Origin of the sequence: Paenibacillus sp. DCT19 (genome assembly GCF_003268635.1) — a bacterium.
Taxonomy (GTDB): domain Bacteria; phylum Bacillota; class Bacilli; order Paenibacillales; family Paenibacillaceae; genus Paenibacillus.
In genome coordinates this window covers 6,565,993-6,590,387 of record NZ_CP029639.1, presented here as the reverse complement: position 1 = coordinate 6,590,387, position 24,395 = coordinate 6,565,993, and the positions used below count along the sequence as shown (strand labels likewise).

The 24,395-nt window shown below is 44.6% G+C and carries 9 protein-coding genes, 3 pseudogenes and 1 other annotated feature; of the genes and pseudogenes, 8 read left to right on the top strand and 4 right to left on the bottom strand.

The window, feature by feature from the left end:
* Positions 1 to 169: 169 nt before the first annotated feature.
* A pseudogene (locus DMB88_RS29730) lies at positions 170 to 1,161 on the bottom strand (YndJ family transporter).
* 324 nt (positions 1,162 to 1,485) lie between these two features.
* Between DMB88_RS29730 and DMB88_RS29725 the strand changes: the two are divergent.
* Positions 1,486 to 2,153, top strand: a pseudogene (locus tag DMB88_RS29725) (DNA alkylation repair protein).
* Positions 2,154 to 2,288: 135 nt separating this feature from the next.
* Positions 2,289 to 2,542: a binding site (T-box leader), on the top strand.
* 67 nt (positions 2,543 to 2,609) lie between these two features.
* On the top strand, positions 2,610 to 4,289 hold the full coding sequence (locus DMB88_RS29720; protein ID WP_128104191.1) for a glutamine--tRNA ligase/YqeY domain fusion protein: 1,680 nt from the start codon (positions 2,610 to 2,612) through the stop codon (positions 4,287 to 4,289).
* A gap of 163 nt (positions 4,290 to 4,452) precedes the next feature.
* Here the strand turns inward: DMB88_RS29720 and DMB88_RS29715 are convergent, their stop codons facing one another.
* Positions 4,453 to 5,001 carry a DUF6199 family natural product biosynthesis protein gene (locus DMB88_RS29715; RefSeq protein WP_128104190.1) on the bottom strand — a complete coding sequence of 183 codons (549 nt, stop codon included), beginning with the start codon at positions 4,999 to 5,001 and terminating at the stop codon, positions 4,453 to 4,455.
* Between the two features lie 468 nt (positions 5,002 to 5,469).
* Here DMB88_RS29715 and DMB88_RS29710 point away from each other — a divergent pair, with 468 nt between their 5' ends.
* The 4 genes from DMB88_RS29710 (at position 5,470) to DMB88_RS29695 (ending at position 21,943) form a co-directional block, all read left to right on the top strand.
* Positions 5,470 to 12,297 carry an Ig-like domain-containing protein gene (locus DMB88_RS29710; protein ID WP_128104189.1) on the top strand — a complete coding sequence of 2,276 codons (6,828 nt, stop codon included), beginning with the start codon at positions 5,470 to 5,472 and terminating at the stop codon, positions 12,295 to 12,297.
* 214 nt (positions 12,298 to 12,511) lie between these two features.
* The gene (locus DMB88_RS29705; protein ID WP_128104188.1) at positions 12,512 to 18,718 is read left to right on the top strand and encodes a DUF7601 domain-containing protein; all 6,207 of its coding nucleotides are present in this window, start codon (positions 12,512 to 12,514) and stop codon (positions 18,716 to 18,718) included.
* A gap of 19 nt (positions 18,719 to 18,737) precedes the next feature.
* Positions 18,738 to 19,517: a class B sortase gene (locus DMB88_RS29700; protein WP_128104187.1), complete on the top strand. Its 780-nt coding sequence runs from the start codon at positions 18,738 to 18,740 to the stop codon at positions 19,515 to 19,517.
* Positions 19,518 to 19,828: 311 nt separating this feature from the next.
* Positions 19,829 to 21,943 carry a 5'-nucleotidase C-terminal domain-containing protein gene (locus DMB88_RS29695; protein WP_128104186.1) on the top strand — a complete coding sequence of 705 codons (2,115 nt, stop codon included), beginning with the start codon at positions 19,829 to 19,831 and terminating at the stop codon, positions 21,941 to 21,943.
* A 156-nt stretch (positions 21,944 to 22,099) separates the two neighbouring features.
* Here the strand turns inward: DMB88_RS29695 and DMB88_RS29690 are convergent.
* Both DMB88_RS29690 and DMB88_RS29685 read right to left on the bottom strand, forming a co-directional pair.
* Positions 22,100 to 22,222: pseudogene (locus tag DMB88_RS29690) on the bottom strand (phage tail protein); the annotation flags it as partial.
* Positions 22,215 to 22,694, bottom strand: a complete 480-nt coding sequence (locus DMB88_RS29685) for a GyrI-like domain-containing protein (protein WP_128104185.1) — start codon at positions 22,692 to 22,694, stop codon at positions 22,215 to 22,217. The gene DMB88_RS29685 and the pseudogene DMB88_RS29690, both read right to left, overlap by 8 nt.
* A 106-nt stretch (positions 22,695 to 22,800) precedes the next feature.
* On the opposite strand from DMB88_RS29685, the gene DMB88_RS29680 reads away from it, so the two are divergent.
* Both DMB88_RS29680 and DMB88_RS29675 read left to right on the top strand, forming a co-directional pair.
* Positions 22,801 to 23,769 (top strand): helix-turn-helix transcriptional regulator, encoded by a 969-nt coding sequence (locus DMB88_RS29680; protein ID WP_128104184.1) that lies wholly within the window; start codon positions 22,801 to 22,803, stop codon positions 23,767 to 23,769.
* 253 nt (positions 23,770 to 24,022) lie between these two features.
* A complete protein-coding gene (locus DMB88_RS29675) occupies positions 24,023 to 24,355 on the top strand; it encodes a hypothetical protein (RefSeq protein WP_128104183.1) in 333 nt (110 codons plus the stop codon).
* The last annotated feature ends 40 nt before the right edge of the window (positions 24,356 to 24,395 follow it).

Sequence of the window (24,395 nt, the reverse complement as noted above, 5' to 3'; positions counted from 1 at the left end):
CCATCTCGGCAGAATGATGAATGTTAATCAGGTGAACACCATTATAGCACGAACCTGGCTAAACTACTTCATTCTTGCCGATTGGTTAGCCTAAAAATTGCATTCGCTAATTCATGTTGTTGCAAGGGGAACAGGATGAAGGTCGCTTGTTTCTGTATGTAATCACTCATCAAGATGTATCAACCGATCTATCCTCCGTGACACGCTTCTTTTTCTTAATGAAGTCTACCATATACACCCATCCAATCAGCCCACATAAGACAAAACCAAACGCATGCAGAGATCCGTAAATGGGAATGAAATCGAGTATGGTTAAGGAAAACATTTTTTTAAGTAACGGATAGAACATGGAAATCACAACAACCGTATAAAAGGCTAGGCAAGAAAGGCCTAAAAAGAAGGTTGCCTTAGTATCCAAAGCGTTTTTCCTCAAGTATGCAAGGAGATAAGCAGTGTAAATTACAATATTGCAGGCGAACAATGTGACACCGATGTATTCAATGGGCTTGGAGAAAATCATACCAATCGCAATCAATATGGGTCCGATGATATCGATGGCAACGACCCAGGGATACCAGCTTTTCTTCGTCATGATGCGGCCCAGTGCACCAATAAAAATCGGAACGATCGCAGATGAGAAATGAAAGTGAACCGAGCTTAATGCGTGTGTTGCAGGATTAGCTTGGAAGAGGTTCAATTGATATTGATATAACGTAAACCATATGCCCCGATAAAAAAATAAACGAGCCCCGCGCCAATCGCTATTTCCGCTGCTTTTTCTTTCGCAATCACAATGATGGTTAAGCCATAGATGCCAAGTAGTAGCGTGAACAGTAGCCACCCAAGGGAGAGAATCCCTGGTATTGCTGTGCTTTCTAATCCCCATATCTTACTGCTCATTACAGAGGCCAGGGTAAGAAGTGCTGCGGGAAATTGAAGCCATTTCATAGCGGCATAAATCATTCGTTGCTGCTTATTCTTTTCGTCATAGTTCAATAGCAAGATTACAAGAGGTACAATGACGAAAGCCGCAAACAGTAGAAATTTTTCAACAAGTTCGAATGAGAAGTAATCCAAAACAAATATAAGAATAGTAATGATTCCACCGGGAATGACGGGTACTAATAATGACTGCGTCAGTTGCTTCAGAGAACTATTCATGGCGATCCTTTCTCAATATGTGGCGTATAATCTGCCTACATCCGGTTGTATAGCGTTCTTTCGTATAGATAGGCACTTCTCGTTGTAGTTTAACACATTTATTTGCAGTATATTGCCTAGGGTACGTTCAGGTATAGTTTTATTAGATCAAGGTACGCTATACCTAGCATAAATACGTGCCGTTGTAGAAAACATAGTGAACCTTACATACCTTCGATATGTTACATTTGTAAGCAGTAAGACTTATAACGAATAAAGTTATTGATGTATTGCAACCAGGACATACTATGAAACAATGCTCTAATAAGGGAGTTGTGGTGTCAAATGAATAAGAATGAAGGTTCAGAAATGAAACGTTCTTCAAAAGCAGCAAATATCCTATCACAGATCAATAGCAAAACGAAGCTAGGCGATTTACGAAAAATTGCGAAGGACATTAAAAAGATCACGAACTAGCTATGGAACTTTGGTCTACCGAAGAATTCTTGCCTAGACTACTAGCAATCTTAATTATGGATAAAAAACTCCTTTCACAAGAAGTGCTAGATAAGCTTGATCAGGATATGCAGACTCACACTTTTGATGAGCGAAATAACTTAATGGATTGGTTAATGGCTAATCAGCTCACCAAAGACAAGAAGACCATTGCATTGATGGAATCATGGGAATATAGCTCTTCTACTCTTCAAAGGCGAACGTTCTGGTATTATCAAGCGAGATTGAGATGGACAGGACAAGCACCACCTGATAACACCGAAGACTTACTCACAGCAATTGAAGCTAATATTGCGCAGGAAGAACCGGAAGTTCAATGGGCTATGAATTTCATTGCAGGCTGGATCGGCGTTTATGATCCAAAGTATCGAGCGCGTTGTATTAAACTGGGTGAGCAAACGGGTCTTTATAAAGGCGAAATGGTATCAAAGGGCTGTACGCCTAATTATTTGCCAGAGTTCATTGCGATTGAAGTTAACAAACGAACTAATAAATAGTTACCTGGAAGTATTTATTGGGGTGATGGTGTGAAAACAAAGGAATTTGACTTCCAGGGTGCTTTAATGAGGTACTTACTGCTGTGAATTGAAGTTTACAAAAAAGGGAATCATTTGATATTATGAAGGTAATAATCAAACGCGATGATGAGAAGAGTACGGGAAACTGTTCTTGCACAGAGAGCTCCGGTAGCTGAAAAGGAGTCAAGAGTTGTACCCAGAAACAAGCCTCTGAGCAGCAGGTAGGAACCGTATATGCGGGGATGGCATGACGGGAGCTCCCGTTATAGAGCTAGAGTATAAGCATGGCTACATGCCGTACTTGAAGAGGTTAATATGGCGACATATTAATGAAGCCGGGGTGGCACCACGAAAATTTCGTCCCCAAGACATAAGGTCTTGGAGGTGAGGTTTTTTTTATTTGTGTCCATATCCAATTCATTAGGAGGCGTCAGCATGGTTAACGAGAACGAACATCACACGGAAGGTTTTATGCACAAGTTGATTAAGGAAGAGCTTGAACAAAATCCATTTGACAGGCACATGTGCACGCGTTTTCCACCAGAGCCTAATGGTTACCTTCACATCGGAAGCGCTTATGCCATTCACATGAATTATTCTCTAGCTCAAACGTTTAACGGGACATTTCATTTGCGCTTTGATGATACGAATCCCCTTAAAGAAGACATCGAGTACGTTAACGTGATCATTGAGGACATCAAGTGGCTTGGATATGATCCGGGTGGGCACATCTACTATGGATCAGACTATTCAGATGAAATTTATGAGGCTGCGGTTCAATTGATCAAGCGGGGGAAGGCTTACGTCTGTGACCTATCACCCGATGAAGTAGCGGAATATCGAGGAACGTTGACAGAGCCTGGCAAGAATAGCCCTTATAGAGACCGATCAGTTGCGGAAAATCTGGAGCTGTTTGAGAAAATGAAAAATGGAGAATTTCCGGCTGCCGCCAGGGTTGTTCGTGCCAAAATAGATATGGCTTCGCCCAATATAAATATGAGAGATCCCGTTATTTACCGAATTATCCATGCTACGCATTACAGGACAGGAACGGACTGGTGTATCTTTCCGATGTACGATTTCGCTCACCCAATCCAAGATGCCATTGAAGGTATCACCTATTCCTTATGTTCAATTGAATTTAAAGACCATCGTCCTTTATACGAATGGGTGTTACAAGAGCTTAGTCTCGCTAACCCTCCGCGTCAAAGGGAATTTGGGCGGCTAAATTTAACGGGTGTGGTGACAAGTAAACGCTTTTTGAGACCAATGGTCGAAGGGGGTTACGTCGATGGCTGGGATGACCCAAGGCTTCCGACAATCCAAGGACTTCGAAGAAGAGGATTTACGCCAGAGAGCATTCGTAGCTTTATTGAGAGCATTGGTAGTATTCGGACGGAAAGTACAGCAGATATCTCGCTCTTGGATCATTGCCTCAGGCAGGATTTAAAAGAAAAAACAGTGAGTGTAATGGCAATCATGCATCCTCTAAAAGTCGTCATTACCAACTATCCAAGCGATGAGGTAGAGCTGTTAATGATTGAAAATAATGTCGGAAACGAGACACTCGGAAAGAGAGAAGTTCCTTTTGCCAAAACAATTTATATTGAGCGTGATGATTTTATGGAGCAACCATCAAAAGGTTTTCACAGGCTGAGTCCTCATGCTGAGGTAAGGCTAAAAGGAGCCTATTTCATCAAGTGTGAAGAAGTAATCAAGGATCGTGACACTGGTGAAATTATAGAACTTCACTGTACCTATGACCCACTGACCAAGAGTGGTACAGGATTTACCGGTCGCAAGGTGAAGGGCACAATTCATTGGGTTGCCGCGGATCAAGCTGTAAAGGCAAATGTGAATCTTTATGAGAAGCTGCTACTGGATCAGGATCTTCCTAAGGCGGATGAGAGGGATTGGAGTACATTAATTAACCCGGAATCGTTGGTCACCATACAGGATGTTTTAATAGAACCTTTCATACTACATGGTCGTCCAGAGCAGAAGTTTCAATTCTTCCGACACGGCTACTTCTGTATTGATAAAAAGTATAGTTCCGATCATAGGCTAATATTCAACCGAATTGTCCCGTTAAAGGATTCATGGAATAAGAAATGAGCTCTTGCCGTAGCTAGAGCTATAGTGAAGAAATGACTATCCAATGTTACGAACTGGATAGTCATTTTGCTGTAAACTTTTCATTAGAAAAAATAAGTGGTCAGTGATACAAGCTTGAGATAGTTAAGTGGAGAAGTTTTAAAGAGTATAGCGACGTTAGATGCTACTCATCACTATAATTTGTCATAAACCAATTTTTCAATTCCTCACTCATGATCTCATACTGCGTCTGAGTAGCATCTGGATGCAGTTCAATCCCTCCAGATGAGCCCCAAATCACGAGTTCTACGCTAGTTCCGTTTATAAATGTAATCTCCCCGGTATTATTCGCTCCAAAGGCATTGCCTGACTCAAAAGGTCTAAGTTCTGCGTTTTGAATCATTTGCACAACGGTATTTGTTTCTTCCTCACTTAATGTTGTGGGATTAAACATGCCGATCCTGATTTCCTTCACTTGCCCTGCATCAAGTTTCTCTTTAAATTGTTCCGCCCACGTGTAATCGGATTTGCTGCCTGTGGAGCAACTGGAGACGATCAGTACTAGACCAATGATTACCAAGACAACGCCTAGAATCCGGTCAACACTTAAAGACAAATCACTTGGCTCCGCATCTTTAAGTCTCCATCCCAATCTTAGATACCATCCCAAGTAAGGCCAGATCGCGCATAGCAATCCTAATATCAAGGCCAAAACACCGATAACCACAGTCATTCAATCACACCCTTAAATATAGTTCTATGAAAAATAGCGAGAACTCCACTCTATATGTTTTTCCCACCAACAGATTACATGTTACCGTACCTTCACTTACCCTGGAAGCCCCTTCAGAAACGATAATATGAATCTATATGATTTTGTTCAGTTTTTGTTCAGAGCGAATGAGTATACTAGATTTCGCAATTCATTCTCGAAATAGGAAGAAGGTCATAAGAGCTGTGAGAGTTATTTGATGAAATGCGCAGATGGTAGGTGAAAAAGGTGCTTACGCTAGCTGTTTTTGGGAACACAGAACTATATTCCTAAAGTCATCTACTTTGCTAGAAACGTACATGCATGGAACTAATCTGAATTACGGTATTCATAACTAGACATCTAGCTTACATGAACTGGAAGCGGATTCAGAAGAATCTATCGTGGAAGTTGTACGTTTAAATTCTAATCTATACGGAGGCATGAAGTATGAACAAAGGCTTCACCAAATTGATTTCAATTGTGCTTACGGTGTGTCTGCTATTGGGGATTAGCGGTCTATCTCCTTTGGTTGGCTCAGTAGCTCATGCGGCTAGTACTCCGACGATGTCGGAGACGAACTATGGCCCGTACCAGGTCAAATTGACTGCTGACCCAGTGACAGATACAGCACCTAGCGGCTTTGGTACGGCCGATTCGGATGGACGAATCTGGACAGACAAGAGTGTAACGGCGGAGAACGACGGCAGTTTCAATGTGAAGTTATCTGCATTGGCACAAGAATATAAGACGATTAATACGACCAATCCAGGAGTCGGTGGAACTAGTACTGCTAACGGACCGGCAGCGGACGTCACTTTTGTTTTGGACATGAGTTCCTCTATGGGAACTTTGAACGGCAGAGAAATAGCGGAAACAGCGGGTGGACCAGGGGTTTACTATCGTGTGGAAGCTATGGCCAAGGCTGCGAATGATGCAATTCGCACAGTGATGGACGCAAACCCCAAAAACCGTGTTGCGGTGTACTGGTTTGGTGGAGCTGCTAATTCGACCCATCTGGGAACGTTTATGGAACTAGGTCATTACGAATTTAGTTCAGGTCATGCAGCAGAAGATTTTTTGAAGTATGACAGTTCAAACCAGAACATCACGTTGAACAGGAATCTAAACAAGGATGGCAGTACTGTTGGATCACCATCGCCAGTTTCACTAGGGGGAGGAACACCAACGCAGGATGGTATCATGTATGGTCTTTCCAAAACGATGAGCAATGTGGGAACCAAGGGAACAGGACCTAAGCGTCAGCCTTATATATTCCTGCTATCGGATGGGGCTGCAATTCATGCGAAGAAAGCATGGTTTTCTTCACCAAGTGCTATATCGTTCGAGACCAACTATAACAATGCATTAACCGATGCCACAACGATTGCAAACTATACTCAGAGTGCAAATGATAACGCAAAGTTTGTGCCAGGTAGAGCCTCTGACGGTTTGAGTTTGGCAAGTACAGGAGACCCTGAGATCGCTGCATTAACCATTCTCACGGGAGCCTATATGAAGGATCTGATCGATCGTAGATACACGACCTACAATGAAGGAGAGTCGACTCAGGCAAAAGTATATACGGTGGGATTAGGATCCTCAACAGCGATTAACGGACCTTCTGGTACTAAGCCTGTCTACGCTTGGGCGGGTTTGGATCCGAAAAGTGTCAAAGATAATAAAGACAGTGATTTTAGAAACGGCTCAGCAAAGAGTGCCTATAACAGCTTGCAGACCTATGCAGCTCAAGGGCCGAGTGGCTTTAACTATGCAGATGCATTTGTTTACAGCAATTATTATACATTCGCTCCGACGTATGACATTGTCAGTTCAGCCTTCGCTGGATTGGCGAACGATGTAGAAGCTACTACAACGATACTTCCGCTTCTCAACATACCGGAGACTACCGATCTTGGCTCTGAGACCGCGGATATCGCGAGTGCCATCGTCGTTTCGGATGAAATCAGCAATGATTTTACTGTCGATCTGTCCACGTTGAAAATTGGGGATGCCGTTGCAACGGTGGACACAAGTACGGCGATCTCCGGCGGTACAGCATATAAGTTTGCTGGATACGGGAGTCGAGCCGTGATCAAGACGGTGTCAGGCGTTAGCAGCTTAACTTGGTATATCGATGCAAGCGATATGCAGCCACATATTTACCGCTTTAAGAACCGGACGAATCCACAGTCGGGAGAGTACAGTCCTCCAGCAGAAGGTACTTTTAAGCTAAGCTATAACGTTAAACCGACATTTCAGGTACCACCGAATAATGTAGGTGAGATAACTCGCTACCTTAATTCGGGTAACGACACCGATGGGGCTAAAACAGCAGCATATTTCTTCCCACCGACCGACAGTCCGTATTACGATGCCTTAAAAAGTAAGCAGACGGTATCCAAAACGAACGGAATCGGTGCAAGCTACGTTAGTGAGGAGTGGCTGAGCGATACAAAAGCCACGATGAGACTGGGGAACAACGGTAAGCTTGATTTGTTAATGGGAATTGACAAGTCAGGGCCGGCAACGGTTCAGACCAACGGATCTATAGACTATAAGGTTACAATTTATAACTACACAGATACGGATAAAACAGGTCTTAGCGTAACAAGTGACGGTCAGACACAAACGGGGATTGATGTTCTCTCGAATGACAGCAAGGAGCTCACCTTTACGATAACCGCACCAGGCACGCCACAGACTGTAACTAGTGGTACGGCTGTATTGTCTGGCATTGGACTTGTATCTAATACAGTTACTACCGATGTAACGAATGTGACAACAGCTGTAATCAACACACATGTCATCGGAGATAACGGCGGTACGACTACAGGAGACAACACCTATAACATTGGTGACCTAGCTACAATTACAGCAATCCCAATGCTCGGTTATGCATTCGTAGGATGGTATGACAACCCAGCAGGGTCAGGTAATCCTGTAAGTACGGATGCAGAATATGATGTAACTGTTCAGACAGATGAAGACTATTATGCAAAATTTGTGATGATGCCATATGCCGAAAACGACAGCTATAGTGTCGTAAGAGGAGAAACGCTCACAGTTCCGGCGATTGAAGGCATCTTGTTGAACGACTCCGATGGGGAGGGTCTTCCACTCACAGCGGAAAATGTTAGCACTCTTAGCGATCCAAGCAAGGGCACGCTGACTACTGTAGATCCTGACGGATCGTTCATATTCGTGGCCGATGATGAAGCGTCCGGTACGGTGACGTTTACGTACCGAGCCGATAACGGCATCGTCAAATCAGACGTAGCCACAGTAACGATCACGATTACTCTGCCCGTGGCTACGCATGAGCCTATCGCAGAGAATGACACTTATCGTGTAAAAAGGGGAGAAACGCTCACAGTTCCAGCTGAGACAGGCATACTCTCAAACGATAGCGATGATGAGAATCATCCACTTACAGCGGAAAGAATCAGCACCTTGAGTGATCCAAGCAAGGGCACGCTGACTACTGTAGACCCTGACGGCTCGTTCACATTCGTAGCCGACGGTGAGGCGTCCGGTACGGTGACATTTACGTACCAAGCCTTTGATGGAACTGCCTATTCAAGTGTAGCGACGGTAACAATCACGATTACCGTACCCGTTGCTACCCATGTCATTGGAAATGTTGGTGGTACGACTGCCGGAGATGGTGACTATGCACTTGACGAAGTAGCAACACTTACGGCTAGTTCAAACGACGGATACACATTTGTGGGATGGTATGACAACGAAGCAGGTACAGGCACTCCTATTAGCACGAACACGACATATACGTTTACGGTTACATCAGCCGGAGAGTATTACGCCAAATTCAGAGTATTACCTTTCGCTCAGAATGACAGCTATCGAGTTGTGAGAGGGGAGACCCTAGATGTTCCAGCCGAAACGGGCATTCTAGCGAATGATACGGCTCCAGGAAACGGTACACTCACAGCTGTGAGTATCAGTTCACTCAGTGATTCAAGCAAGGGTACCTTGTCGGTCAACAATGATGGATCTTTTTCATTCGTTGCAGATGATGGAGCATCGGGTAGTGTGACATTCACGTATCGAGCCTCTGACGAAACAGGTCAGTCGAACGTGGCTACAGTGACCATTACAATTACTATGCCAATCACAACACATGTCTTAGGCAATGTTGGTGGAACGACTGCGGGTGACAATACCTACGGACTTGGCGAATCAGCAACACTTACGGCGACTCCAGCCACTGGTTATGCATTCGTAGGATGGTATGATAACGAATCAGGAACAGGTACTTCTGTAAGTACGAATGCCACATATACATTTAACGTTACATCAGCTGGAGACTATTATGCTAAATTCAGTTCTTTACCTATTGCCGAGAATGACGGCTACCAGGTTGTTAGGGGAGGTAAACTGACTGTTCCTTCGGCAAACGGTATTCTAGCCAATGATACGGTTGTAGGCAATAATACACTCACAGCCGTGAATATGAGTCCAATTAGCGATCCAAGTAAAGGTACGCTGACTGTAAATACGGATGGTTCATTCACGTTTGAGGCGAAAGAAGACGCGTCGGGCAGTGTGACGTTCACGTATCAAGCTTCGGATGGCGTAGGTGAGTCAAACGTAGCCACGGTGACGATCACGTTTACCAATCCGAGTATTAACGGAACGGTGATTGATAAGAAAACGGGAGATCCGATATCCGATGCGACAGTGATTTTGCGTGATCTTGCAGGGAAAGAGAAGGGACGGGTTACAACAGGTTCAGATGGTAAGTACAACTTCGATAATGTTGTGATCAATAAATATATTTTAGAAGTCGTTAGTCATGAGTATAGTCCTGCTCATAGAGAGGTTTCAGTATCTACAGTCAACGGCAATGCGAACGGCGTTGTTACCGAGGATTTTGAGCTCGTCGAGTACAAAATTACACTGACAGCCAACCCCTCGTCCATACTCGGGAATGGTACAGCCACATCGGTTTTCAAAGCTGTAGTGACTGATATCGAGGGTCGTCCTCAGGCTGGAGTTCAAGTTGTATTTGATGTGCCAGATACGATGTACGGTCATTTTACAGGTAACTCGAATACGGTGAGCGTCTCAACGGATGCACAAGGGATCGCAACCACAACGTTCACCGCAGGCACTCTTGGAGGTACAGATCCTATTTCTATCCCGTTGAGGGCAACGGTTGACGATAGTCAAAGAGGTCTCTACGTGAGTGATACCATCTATATTACGTTCACTCCAGGCGTTATTACAGGTGTGGTTACAGACTCACTGGGTCACCCTATAGCAGGCGCAAGTATTACTGTAAGTAAAGATTTTGACGGTGACGGTATTGTTGATTTTCATGCTGTTGCAGTTACTGAGGCTGACGGAGCTTACACCATAGCTATACCGAAGGGCAGTGAGACATATGATGTCTCCATTACCAAGCCCATTGAAATTGGTGGCAAGAAAACGTCCGTTACATTTCATCAGAGCGTTCCAGTGAATGCTAATATTGATGGACAATCCTATGAGGCGAACAAAACCGTCTCCGGTGTTATTTTAATTGGATCATCCCAAAACGGTACCTCGGCACTAAACGGAACGGTAGGCGGAGGTTATACCATATCGCTAACCGATGGTAATGGTGCCCATACAGGCTCAATTGACTCCAATGGGGTATTTAACATCGACAGCGTGCTGGATGGTAGCTATACTGCAGATGTCATCTATAATATTCCGCTTCCTGAAGGCGGAACCAAGCCTGTTATTATTGGTCATACGAAGGTGGAGATCAGTTCTAACGGTCAAATCAGCATCAGTGAGGTGCTTATTGACCCCTACGGCACAATCACGGATTCCGTTACGGGTAACCCAATACCGGGTGCAGTCGTTAAGCTTCATTACAGCAACGGAACAGAAGTAATCTTACCGCCTGTGAACGGCTTCCCGCCAGCGGATAATGCCAACCCACAGACAAGTGATGCGACAGGACAATATGCATATATGGTATTTCCGCATACAGATTATTATTTAACGGCGACAAAGGCAGGATATAAGGATTTTGACAGTAGATTTGTTGATCCAAGTCGTCCACTGATTCATGTCGGTACGGAAATTGTGTTGTACGACTTTAGCATGACACCTCTGTCTTCATCTAGCGGAGGGGGTTCTCCAATCGGAACACCTGTTACGCCACCAACTGTGACCAATCCTGTCACACCGCCAATCAGCACGACACAGCCTACTGACCCAGCATCGGGCACGGCAGAGTCGATTGACCTTGCTACAGCGGTTCTTGTCGACAAAATGAAAGTCAGAGAAGGCGATACGATAACCTTCACGATTATTTACGCTAACAAAACGTTGACTGAGGCAGGCAACGTGTACGTTAAAGCCAACATCCCGGCAGGAATGAGCTTAGTTGATGCAAACGGTGGTGTGGTAACAGATCAAGAACTGAAGTGGGCGCTAGGTAAGCTTGCAGGAGGCACGCAGGGTAAACTGACGTTCAAGCTCAAGGTCAATGAAATGAACGAAGGCGAGAACTACGCTGCCGTAACGGCTGCCATTGGCACAGACGATAAGCTTAAGCTTATGAATGTGCAGGACGACACATCTTTAATTAAAGTGATGATGTATTCTAACCGTTACGAGCATCAGCATGATCGGTATATTATGGGTTACCCGGATGGTAATGTGAAGCCTGAGAAACTCATTACTCGTGCGGAGATTGCTGCTATTTTTGCCCGTACACTGAAGTTGCAAGATGAGGTTCGACATGTGAAGCTATTCGATGACGTTACTACAGATTACTGGGGTGCTGAGTATATCGAAGCAGTCGCAAACAGAGAAATATTTAAAGGCTATGCCGATCATACGTTCAAACCAGATCAGCCGATTACAAGAGCAGAGCTGGCAACAGCTATCGCCCGCTATCTGGGCGTTGCGAAAGAGCTGCGGATCGATCCTATTTTGAGAATAAGCTCGTTTACCGATATTGAGAAGAACTGGGCAGAGCAGTCGATTGAGGAAGTGTTCCGCTTCGGTATCGTATCGGGTTATAAGGATGGTTCCTTCCAGCCTGGAGGTCAGCTCACCCGTGAGGAAGCCGTTAAGATGATTAACGGTATGCTGTACAGAGGTCCTCTAACGGGAGTTGAACCTTCGTATCCGGATAACCGTCAAGACAAATGGTCATTCGGACAGGTTGAGGAAGCAACAAGAACGCATACGTATCAAATTAATGAAGATGGATCTGAAATGATGATCAAGTATATCCCAGAAGATCTGTGGTAATCTTGCTTTACCAATAAGAAGAGGCAATCCCTTTGTAACGCAGAGGGGTTGCCTTTTTTTGTTGAGGTTTTGTATAGGTCTCTACATTAGAATGGTCGAATATGCCATTAAATTGGCTCACTTTGTCACTTTCTTGAGTGTAAGAGATCAGGAGAGAACGTACATAAGTGGCAGACAGCAACTAAAATTTTCAGAAGTGGAGGAGATTTCGATATTGAAACACAAACGCAGTATAGGTAAAACGATGCTATCGATCTGCTTGGCAATTATGCTTGTCTTGCAAACTGTAGCGTTCCCTGCTGCTGCATTGGCGAATGACGATTCCGGCTCACTGAGCGTAGTCGAATCACAATCGACGTCAGAGGTGGTGGACGACGCAACAGGCGAGCTTCCATCAGACAATTCTTCCTCGGAAGCGGAGGAAGTGAGTGATCCGTCAGATGAAACGTCGGAGAACAATCTGCCGCCAGCAGAAGAAGAAGAAGAAGCAAACGATGCAGCAGAAGAACCTTCTTCAGACAGTCCAACGTTGACACCTGAGGCGGAGTCCAAGCCGCAAGCTAATAGCATGGTGGGGCTAATGGCCGTCGATCCATCGGACAAAACAGCAGTATTCATGGATGCAAATGCAATCTTTCCACTGAAAGTAACGCAAGGAACTGAAGTTGCTCCAGGCGGTACCATCCAGGGGAGACAGGCATTTACCCTTACATCAGAGGGGCTCAAAGTGCCGGTAATGGGTGACTATGTTGGTACACAGGATCAGAACGATACGACGAAGTACTTGCAGAAGGGTGACTTTATTGAGCTAAAAAGAGACACCTACTTCAAGGAGGTCGTTCTGCCAACAGCGACCAGAACCTTGAATGCCACTACTGAAAATGGTGTGAAACAGCTTGGTACCGTTTATTTCACTCCGAATAGCATCCGGATTGTATTTAATGGTGATGATCTGTTTTTCAATGGTATTGGTAAAGCGGTCACATTCAGCTTTGATACCACGGCCAATTCGGATGTAACAGGCTTGAATTACGGTGATAGCAAACCGATCTCGATTTTTGGTGGAGCATACCAGCTAAAAAATCCGGATGTTACCCCGGCTTATAGCATTACGCTAAGCTCACCTGGAATGGTGAGATGGGATCAGTATAGTTATCGTGGAATTCAACCAGCACAATTTGTTGAAGGTGCAGTTACTTGGCAGTCCAACGTATCTTCAAGTGATAAGTTTGATAACACCGTTAAGCTGCCGTTAGACGGAAAGGTATTTTATACGAATCCCTCCGTTTATAATACTGGCTTCGGTAATGTTCAAGGCATTTATATGGAGGACTCATTCAAGGTTAATGATCAGAATGTAACTCCAGTCATTGGCGCAGATGGATCACTGACATACACATTTCCAGAAGGAACAGGTCTGGATCCAAAGGTTGAATATAAGACTTGGATTCCTAAGGAAGCTTATTATTACGAATATCGTACTCCGCCAGGCAACCTTGGTCGAAGTCACCGGGATATGCAGGGCAAAGTGGAACTGAGACAGGACGCTACGATGTTAGTGAATACAGCACTAGAGATTTCTTTTGCTCCAGACTGGATTCAAGCATCTGCCTCATATGACCACTCGAATGAAATGATCACATGGAAAGTTGTCGTTAACCAGTATAACAAAAGAGGACTACAGGACTTTACCATCACCAATGTACTTCCTGCAGGGCTGGAGTTCACCTCTGCTACATGGCAGACAATGGTAGATGGCAATGCATCAGAGGTGCAGGCTATTGTACCAGATGCGAGCGGGACTTATTCCTTTGGAGAAATTAACGGTAGAGTAGAATTGCTGATTCAAAGCAAGGTCATTAGCGGTTCGAACTTCCAGATCACGCCTCGTACCAACTGGAATTTGGCTACACCAGGCGGCATACAGAACAATAACGTAACTGCGGGTACAAGACCTAGTGCGGTTACGGATGAGGCCTCCGTCACGGTTGGCGCACATGCGTTTACCAAAACAGGTGCTGTATCGACAGAGGATTACAATCTGGGCGGAATTACATGGACGGTTAATCTTAATCCACAGTATGCATTGCCCAATGCTGCCGTATACGATGTGCTGGTGCATGGCGGGAATTTGAACGTTTTGGACAATGCTATGGATGAGACTGGTGAGGTGAGTGCTGACACTATTGCCAAGATTAAAGGAAACATCAATAACGCGCAGCTTTGGAGTAAATATCAGGAAGGCACGCTAAAGACGAATGCAAGCGGTCTGACCATGAAAAGTATTCCTTTAACCGTAGATGGTAAAGTAGTAGCGGATTTAATCAAGGTGACTGGATACACCGAAGCAGCAGCATCCTTCAGCTTCCGTGCACTGGAGACCAACACGGATGTCCTTTTCAAACAGGATATTAATACAGGGAAATCAATCTGGAATCGGGCTTTACTGATTGATGGTGAGACTGTAATTCAAGCGCAAAATAACGCAAACCTTCACCTTCGGATGTTAAACAAGGATATGCTCTATGCGTCGAAGCCATTGAAAGCAGATGGCACGCCGGAGAATGTTAGTCCGAATAATGTGAGCAGCTACATTCGAAACGATAACAATGATGCATGGACCATTTCTGGCTATGACAGAATTACCAAGACGGTTACATTCCGTTTAGGGGTCAATATGCCTGGATATAACACAGAAGAAATGGCTAAGGACGGCGGTAATCGAGTTATTAGCAATATTAAGCTAGTGGATACGTTGCCCGAAGGCTGGGAATTCGTACCGTACTCCGAAGGTAAGGATTTTGAGCTATGGAAAGGATTCTCGGACAATAGTTCGGGAACAGAATATGGTACTAGAAACGATGCAAGAACAGTGATTGAACCGGGCACAGCTGCCCACGTGGTAAACTTCTCCCATAGCGGAAACGTAGGAACGTTTACCTTTTCGAAATTAGAAAGTCCTTATATCATTTTGGTCAAAGCAAGACCTTCCAATGAAGCTCTTGCGCAATATATAGAGGATTACACTACGAATGGTACTGATAAACAAGTGATGTACAACAAAGCCGACCTACATATGACCTGGGGCGGAGAAGAGAAGGTTGTTACGGAACAACGTAAGATTATCGTACCTATTCAGACACTAGGCAAGTCGGTAACTAAACCTGTTCCAGGCGTACTGGAGTGGACGGTAAATTATACACCACCATTCAACATGCAGCAGGGTGCGTATTTACAGGATACGCTAGGTGCAGGTATGAATCTGCGTTATGAGGTAGATGGAAAGCTTGTGCTGTCAGCACCAAGCATGGCGGTCTATCCGGCTACACTGACTGCTAGTGGTGCTCTCGAGCGAACTGGCGCTGCACTCGATCTTAGTGATCCGAATGCTGAAGTCCAGGTAGAAGCTGCGCCGGGAGTGGATGGCACTACTGTTTTGTTATTCAAAATGGACGATCCGAACAAGTTCTATCAGTTTGTCTACCAAACCGAGGTTGACCCGACTACAGCAAAAGCTGGAGATAAAATGGGCAATGAGGTTAAGCTTATGGGCGATGATAAGCTGAAATCGGTTAGTGCCAGAAGTGAAAGCACGCTGGACAGTTCAGACGTAGCTGGTACTTCAACCTCCAATGCGCTCTTGCCTTTGAGGAAGGTAGATCCGAACAACAATCCGTTAAAAGACGTGGAATTCACACTTTACAAGAAAAGCAACGGGGATCGCGTCACTGATGGCACAACGAATAGTGAAGGGAAACTGAATCTACTCATCCCAGACCCCGGATATTATGAGCTGAAGGAAACGTATATCGATACAACAACATGGTTGCCTATGACCAAAATTTATCAAGTGTACGTTGGCAATACACCTGGTAAACCAATCTGGGTAGACGGCATAAAAGTGAACTCTGAACTTCCACTGATCGTGCCTACGCCAGCACAAGGTAAGTTAACGATCAGCAATACAGTGCAAGGAAATGGAAGTGATCCTTCCAAGGACTTCGAATACACTGTGAATTTCGATGGTGAAGGCAAGGACAAGGAATATGCCTACACGAAGTCAAATGGTACGTCTGGCAAGATCAAGAGCGGAGATAAAATTACGCTTAAGCATGGGGAATCTGTGACGCTCGCGGCATTGCCTGCAGATCTTGTGTATACCGTGACCGAGGCTGATTATACGACTAGTGATGGCTACACCACTACACCAGAGACGAGAGAGTATTCTGGCACAGTCGTGAACAAAGGCGATCATAAGGCAGATTTCATTAATGAACGCATCGTTAACAAGCTGACCATCAGCAATACAGTGATGGGCAACGGCGGTGACCCAACGAAGGAATTCGAGTACACCGTTATCTTGGAGGATGCGGGTAAGGATGGAAGCTACACTTACGAGAAATCAGATGGTAGTACAGGTACAATCAAATCCGGTGATACTTTCAGACTTAAGGATGGAGAGACACTGGATCTGGTGGGTTTACCTAAGCATCTAAAATACACCATTACCCAGCAGGATTACACAGCCGAGGATTACGTGACTAATCCTGAGGAACGGTATTATACCGGAGTGATGGACGGCACAGATGAAGTAGCGCCATATACGAATATCCGTATGTTAAAAGGTGGTCTGCTCATCAGCAACACTGTTAAAGGTAAAGACGACGACAAACAAAAACCGTTCACGTACACGATCACTTTCACAGGTGAAGGGGCGGACGAATCCTATGTTTATGTGAAGTCAGACGGTAGCACAGGTGTTATCCGTAATGGAGATACCTTTGAGCTTACCGATGGACAGACACTCGGTGTACAAGATCTTCCGACCAATCTGGAATATACAGTAACCCAAGAGGATTACACGACAGATGGTTATGTGACAGATCCGGAAAGCTTTGTCCGTACAGGCACGATTCCTGAGAAACAAGTGTCCAGAGCAGATTATGTAAATACTCGTCCGTATCTGGAGGGCGTCCTGCGTAACAACAATACAGGCGAAGTCATTCCTAATGCGCCAATTACAGTAACTGATCTGAAGACAGGTGAGAAAATTCAGACAGTGACGAATGAGAACGGTGAGTATGCAGTTCCAGCTGTGGCAGATACGGACTATACCATCACGTATACGAAGTGGTATCGCGTAGGTGGTAAAGATGTACCTGTCGAGTTCACGCAAAAAGCAAATGTAGATGGCAGCGTGACAGACGAGACTGTTCCAGCCGATATTACGGCAGTAGGAATTGTGCTGTTCAAGCAACTGAACGGAACAACAGAACTGTTCAATGATGAGTTTACCAGTCATATGCATATCTATTTGAAGAACATTGACGGTACGTATATTGAAGAAAATGGTCGTCCTAAAGCATTCCCGATGGCTTCAAATGGAACGTTCTCCGTAGAAGGGCTAAGCGAGCAGAAGTACATCATGGAAGTTCGTTATGAGTCGGAGACAGGCGAAGAATTACTCCTCAAAGTCGCACAACTGAATGTTAAGGCGAACGGAGAACTTAATATTTCCGAGGAGCTAGTTGACCCTTACGGTACGGTTTATGATGAAACGACCGGAGATGCGACTACTGGCAAGAAAATTGAAGGAGCCATCGTTACTCTGTATTATGCGGATACGCAGCGGAATCGAGATAAAGGTCGTATTCCGGGTACAAAAGTAACACTTCCTGCGGTTCCTAATTTCCCACCGCACGACAATAAGAGTCCAGAGCAGGATAGCGATGCCAATGGCTTTTATGCGTACATGGTGTTCCCTGAAGCGGATTATTATCTAATCGTAACGAAGGATGGATACGAGACACACCGAAGCAATACGATCTCTGTCGATTTCGACATTGTTAGATATGATGTGCCTATGAAGCCAATTCGTTCCGGTGGCGGTAACGGTGGCGGTGGAACAACTGACCCGGGCAACGGAACAAGCGGGCCGGGGAATGGAACAACTGATCCGGGTAACGGAACGACTAACCCAGGTCAGGGAACAACCGAGCCAGTTCAAGGAACGACCGAACCGGTCAATGGAACGACGGAGCCAGTCAACGGAACTACAGATCCGATCAATGGAACGACAGATCCAGTTCATGGCACCACCGAGCCAGATCACGGAGCTACTGATCCGGATAACGGCACTATCGATCCGGTTGATGGAACGCCCGAGCCAAGTAACGGAGTGACTAATCCGGTGAGCGATAATACCGACCCAGATACAGGTACGACAAATCCGGGCAAGGTTAATAACGACACCGACAATGGTAACCATGAAGTTAACAACGTCAGCAACGAGCTGGACGATGCTCCGAAAACGGGAGACAACAGCGTAACGCCAATGATCTATATGGCACTGGCTCTGATGTCCTTGATGACGATTGTGCTCTGTTTACTTGGTAATAAGAAGAACAAGCGAATTCAATGATTGGAAAGGCGGTAAGAACATGAGCAAAACCAAAAAAATTCTTATCGCCGTTTCCCTCCTTGTGTTGGTTTTCTCTCTCGTCAATATGACGAGAACGTATCTGAGAGATTATGCTGAGCAGCAGAAAATCGCAGAGTTGACCAAGGTTTGGAAGGATAGTTCGGGCAAGGGCGGAGGGGACTATGTCCCCTCCCTTTTGTCTAATAAGACTGCTGAACCGGTCATGCTTCCCGAATTCCGAGAGCTGTATGAGAGGAATTCGGATATTGCAGGCTGGCTGAACATTGACGGCACTCGTATTGAGTACCCTGTGATGCAGAATCCACGGGATGCAGAGTACTACCTCGATCATGATTTTGATAAAAAAGAGAACCATGGCGGCCTCCCTTTTTTGGATAAGCATAGTCAGATCAACGGTTCAGATATTCTACTCATTCATGGTCACCATATGAAAAGTGGCTGGATGTTTAAAGACTTAATGAAATACAAGAGTGAAAGATTCTATAGAGAGCATGCTACCTTCCAGTTCAGCACACTTTACGAGAAGGAAGAGTATGAGATTGTAGCCGTTATTGTGTCGGAAATCTACCGCAAATCGGATGACGTTTTTAAATACTATCAGCTTGAACATGTAAACACGCCAGCCGAGTTCGATTCCTATATTCAGAACATCCAACAACTCGCTCTATATGACACGGGGGTAACAGCACAGTATGGCGACAAGCTAGTTGTCCTGTCCACGTGCGAGTACTCAACTGAGAACGGACGGTTAGCGGTGGTTGCCCGCAAGATTTCATGACGATGTTATAACCTCAATTACGTTTATCTCTCTACCTTATATTGTGTTCTCTATTTGGTGAGTGTGGAAGTCCCGAACTGCCGAACTGCCTTTGTACTTACAAAGGTGGTTCTTTTTTGTTTTTTTAGACGAATCCTATCGTTCCTATGTATTCGATTACATTAAATGTGAAGTAACGATCCTGAATGAATTCAGTTTTCTATCAATCTCGCAAAAATTTTACATTAATTTAATAAATTTAGTACTTATAATGAATTGAACTATGGTAGAATATCTCAGGATCAGAATTTGGAGAGGGGTTATGTTAATTCATGTCTTGGAAAAAATACGTGGCTAAAAGCACCATTCGTGTGGCTGCTACTGCACTATTGCTCGGCCAACTATTCGGCGCTGTTGGTGTCTCTGCTGCAGACACAGATGTAGAAGTTCACTTGATTGGAATCAATGATTTCCACGGTCAGCTAGATACTACCTCTATTGTTAGTGATAAAAAGGCAGGAAGCGCTCCAATTCTAGCAACTTATCTGAAAGAAGCTCAAGCCAAATACGAGCACTCTCTACTCTTCCATAACGGAGACTCAGTCGGTGCATCTGCTCCAGTTTCATCTCTCGATCGGGATGAGCCTACCATGGAATGGATGAATATGATGGGCTTTGATGTAGGTTCTTTAGGTAACCATGAATTCGACCAAGGTATTGCTGCACTGAAAGCACAAATCTTTGGTGGACTTGATCCCAAAGAAGGCAAAGTAACACATGCTGGTGCTAAATTCGATTATGTGAACGCAAACGTAATTGAAACGGCTACAGGCAAACCATTGATTAAACCTTATGTTATTAAAGAAGTGGGCGGCGTCAAAATCGGATTTATCGGATTAGTAACGAAATCTACACCTGCTAAAGTATCTCCATCCGGTACAGCAGGCGTAACGTTCTTAAGCGCTGAAGAAGAAGTTGAAGCCGTTAATAAATATGCAAAAGAATTGCAAGACCAAGGCGTAGAAACAATTATCGTTCTGGCACATGACCCAGCATCAACGAAAGAAGGCGTAACGACTGGAGAAGCGGCTGATTTGGCTAAAGCTCTGCCAGCAAATACCCCTGTTGACGTCATCGTTGCAGGTGACAATCATGCTCTGGCTAACGGTGAAGTAAATGGCATTTTGATTGTTCAAGCGTATTCATATGGTACGGCATTTGAAGATATCAAGCTGATGATTGACCCTAAGACAGGGGATGTAACGGAGAAATCAGCTACAGTTACAACGACTTTCCAAGAGGGTGTAAAAGAAGACCCTGAGACTTTGGCGATCATTAAGAAGTCATTGGACAAGCATCCTGAGCTGACTAAGCCAGTAGGTACAACAGATGGTTCTGTTACACGTACGGATGCTTATAATAATGAAGCTCCTCTGGGTAACTTGATTGCAGATGCGATGCGTCAAGCTGACTTCGGCGATGATGCAGACGCTGCTGACTTTGCATTTATGAATCCAGGTGGTATTCGTGCAGATCTACCACAAGGTGATGTGACTTTTGCTGATCTTGCAAAAATCCAACCTTTTGGTAATACGCTCGTGAAACTGGAGTTGACTGGTGCACAGATCAAAACCTTGTTAGAGCAACAATGGGGTACAAATGCGGACGGTACACCAAATACGAAAACTCTTCAAATCGCTGGTTTGAAGTATACTGCAGATTTCAATAAACCAGTTGCAGAACGTGTTACAGGTCTGAGTCTGGAAGATGGAACACCCATTGATCCTGCAAAAACGTATACGGCTGTAGTGAATAACTTCATGGCCGCAGGTGGAGATAACTATAAAGTGCTGTTGGATGCTAAATCATCCTTGGCAGGCCCTATCGATCTGGATGTATTCTACCAATACATCGTAGATACATTTAAAGGCGAGAGCATTGTCGCTAAAAATGAGGGTCGTATTACGAACGTGGCGGCTGCAGAGCAACCAGAAGCGCCAGTTTCCAATGAATCTATTACGCGTGCTGAGTTTGTAACTGCGCTCGTAGAGATGTTGAAGCTGAACGAAGTAACTACAGCGCCAGCATTCAAGGATGTTGCTGCTAACGCTGCATATGCTGACGCAATCGCTGAAGCTACACATGCTGGTTTCATTCAAGGCTACGGCGGTAACTTCAACCCGGATCGCGATATTACCCGTGAAGAAGCTGCTACAATCCTCGCTAAATTGTTGAAGGATCAAGCTACGGATAAAAATGCAGCTACGATCATTGCAGGTTTCGAGGATGGTGCAACCGTGTCTAAATATGCCGTGGATTCGATGGCAAAACTGATCGACAAAGGTATCTTTGGTGCAGATAGCAAGCAGCTTCAACCAAAACAAGGTCTTACTACGAACGATGCTAAGGCTCTGATTGAAAAAGCAGTTGCAGCCAAAGCTTCATAATCTAGAACTTATTCTTATCTTATCGTAAGATAGCAAAACACATCCTTAGGGGTATATAGGCGCTCTTCTCTGGATAAACCTCCACTCGAACTTCAATTCAGAATGGGTTTATCCAAGAGTGCTCTATTTCCCGATGTAGGATGTGTTTTTTTATTCTTAGTACTCCCCTTTAATCACAAAGAATGAGCCACGAATCGTACCAGCAAGCTTGGACTTTTGCCTTGCGAACTTAAACTTCTCTACCAGTTCGGCGGGTACATCCATTCCCTAATTATTTCTTAACGACAGGAATCCATATTTCACCGAAAACGGAGCCATTGCGCTTGCCCATCTCGACTGTTGCATTTGGTCCACCAACATAAGCAAAGTCTTTCGCTTCTGGCAGGATCTGACCAAAAGCGATACCCGTAAGCATGTTACTCAGAGCATCTGCTGTCTCCGCTTCTCCTTGGATAACTAGGTATTCTCCCTTAGGGAACTGAATGACACGGGTAGCATCAGGTAGGGTTTCATCCGTTAGCACACCAGCGTAATGCATCATTTTGTGGTTTACAGCTTCGTTCACAGCAAAAATGTAATCATTCTTAGCTACCGCTTTGAGTGCATCCAGCCTGCCATCTTCTTGGACCGTATGCCAGAAGTCCAGCTTTTCCTTGTTAATGCCAGCATAATCGGTGTAATGGCTCTTCAGATCCGTTCCCATGCCTAATACGGTAAAGCTTTCTTTTTCTTCGAGAGTGTAGTTATTCATTATTTCTCCGCTCCTTTTTATTTTTTTGAAAGGGTGTTTCTTTCGCTTGATGAGTTTATAATAGCTTTTAATCATGTCAAAAAGTGATACTGTTTAGGAGGCCGTCGTGAAAAAAGTTGAACGGATTAACCTCATCATGCGGTATATCAATAATCGCGCTTCCTTCACCATTTCCGAAATCATGCGGGAATTCAGTATTTCCCGTTCAACAGCTATTCGGGATATCAGGGAAATCGAAGCCATGGGAATGCCGCTCGTCGCTGAAGTGGGTAGAGATGGTGGCTATTTTGTCATGAGCAATGCTGTCCTGCCGCCTGTTCGTTTTACGGATACCGAGATTAAGGCTCTGTTTATTGCTTTTATGGCGACACGTAACCAGCAGCTTCCATATCTGAAGAGTCGACAGTCTTTGGCGGAGAAATTGTTAGGGCTGATCTCACAAAGCCATCAAGATGACCTCGTTCTGCTCAATCAACTCTTGCTGTTTGAAGGCACCAATCCCAATAATCCGGATTTGCTTGAACTGTCAGACCTGCCCCACCCTATATTAGAGAAGCTGATTCAGCTTCTTCTGTTGGACCGCTACTTATGGATCACGATTAGAGAAGGGCATGACATAAATTCTTATCCGATCTATCTCTTGCACCTTTATCGCGAGAAGAGCATCTGGTTGATTGAAGGTTACGAATTAAAGGAAGAGAAGAGACGCCTTTTTCCCGTCGACTACCTTACAGATGTAGAACCATACTCCGTAAATAAAAGGTTGAGCCATAAGAAAATCCAAGAAAAACTGATGAAGGAAGAAGAAGCGTTCAATATGATTCTTGAGCTTGGGCCAAAGGCGATTGAGCAGTTTAAAAAGTACCATCCGCTAAAGGTCTCTATCTCTTATATTGATCCTTTTCAATCGAGAGCGATTCTAAAAACACACGTCAATGCTGATCATGCAGAAGAGCTGTCCGACATGCTCAACTGGCTGTTGTTCTTGGGTGAAGATATCAAGATCAGATCGTTGCCAGAGGAAATGGCAGGTGCCCTATATACAAGGATCAAGTCATTTGACCATCTGGTATAATATTCCCGAAAAAATGCGAAATGATGCAGCCTATAAACAGGCATAATATATTGGAAATACATATTTTCGTGCCCACCCTTTTACCTAAGGGTGGCTTTTTGTTTTTTGTTCGAGATGCATCTGCGCCCGTGTAGAGCCACTATGCTACTTGCTACCGGACAGACGCACTTTATGCGCCTTGTCCACACTTATCCCTCACCAAAACAAATCTACTGCATTTAATAAAACTATCAATAATAAGGAGGTTTTGGTAATGGGAAATAGAAGACTTGGCAGCGGGTATGACCCCGTGCAAATCTTTAACTCTACTTCGTTTAATGCAGTTGGAAGAGTGGAGTATTCATCGCTCTTTTGTAGTGACGACCTTTATAGTGTTCAGCGTGACGAAACTTGGAGGGCTTCTGGTCGTGGCGTTTGTTTACTCACGAGAATTACCGCAACGGTTAGAACACCAAGCGGCAATATTGAAGCGGAACCGTACACTTCTACAGGTACTTCGTTCAGTCAGTTTGCCATTATTCAAGTAGGCCCAAATAGCTTCCGAGTGACACGTGTAGTAAGTACAGCTATACGCCGCCGCAAATAACTGCAGCACTTATAATTATAGATAGAAATGAATAGACAAG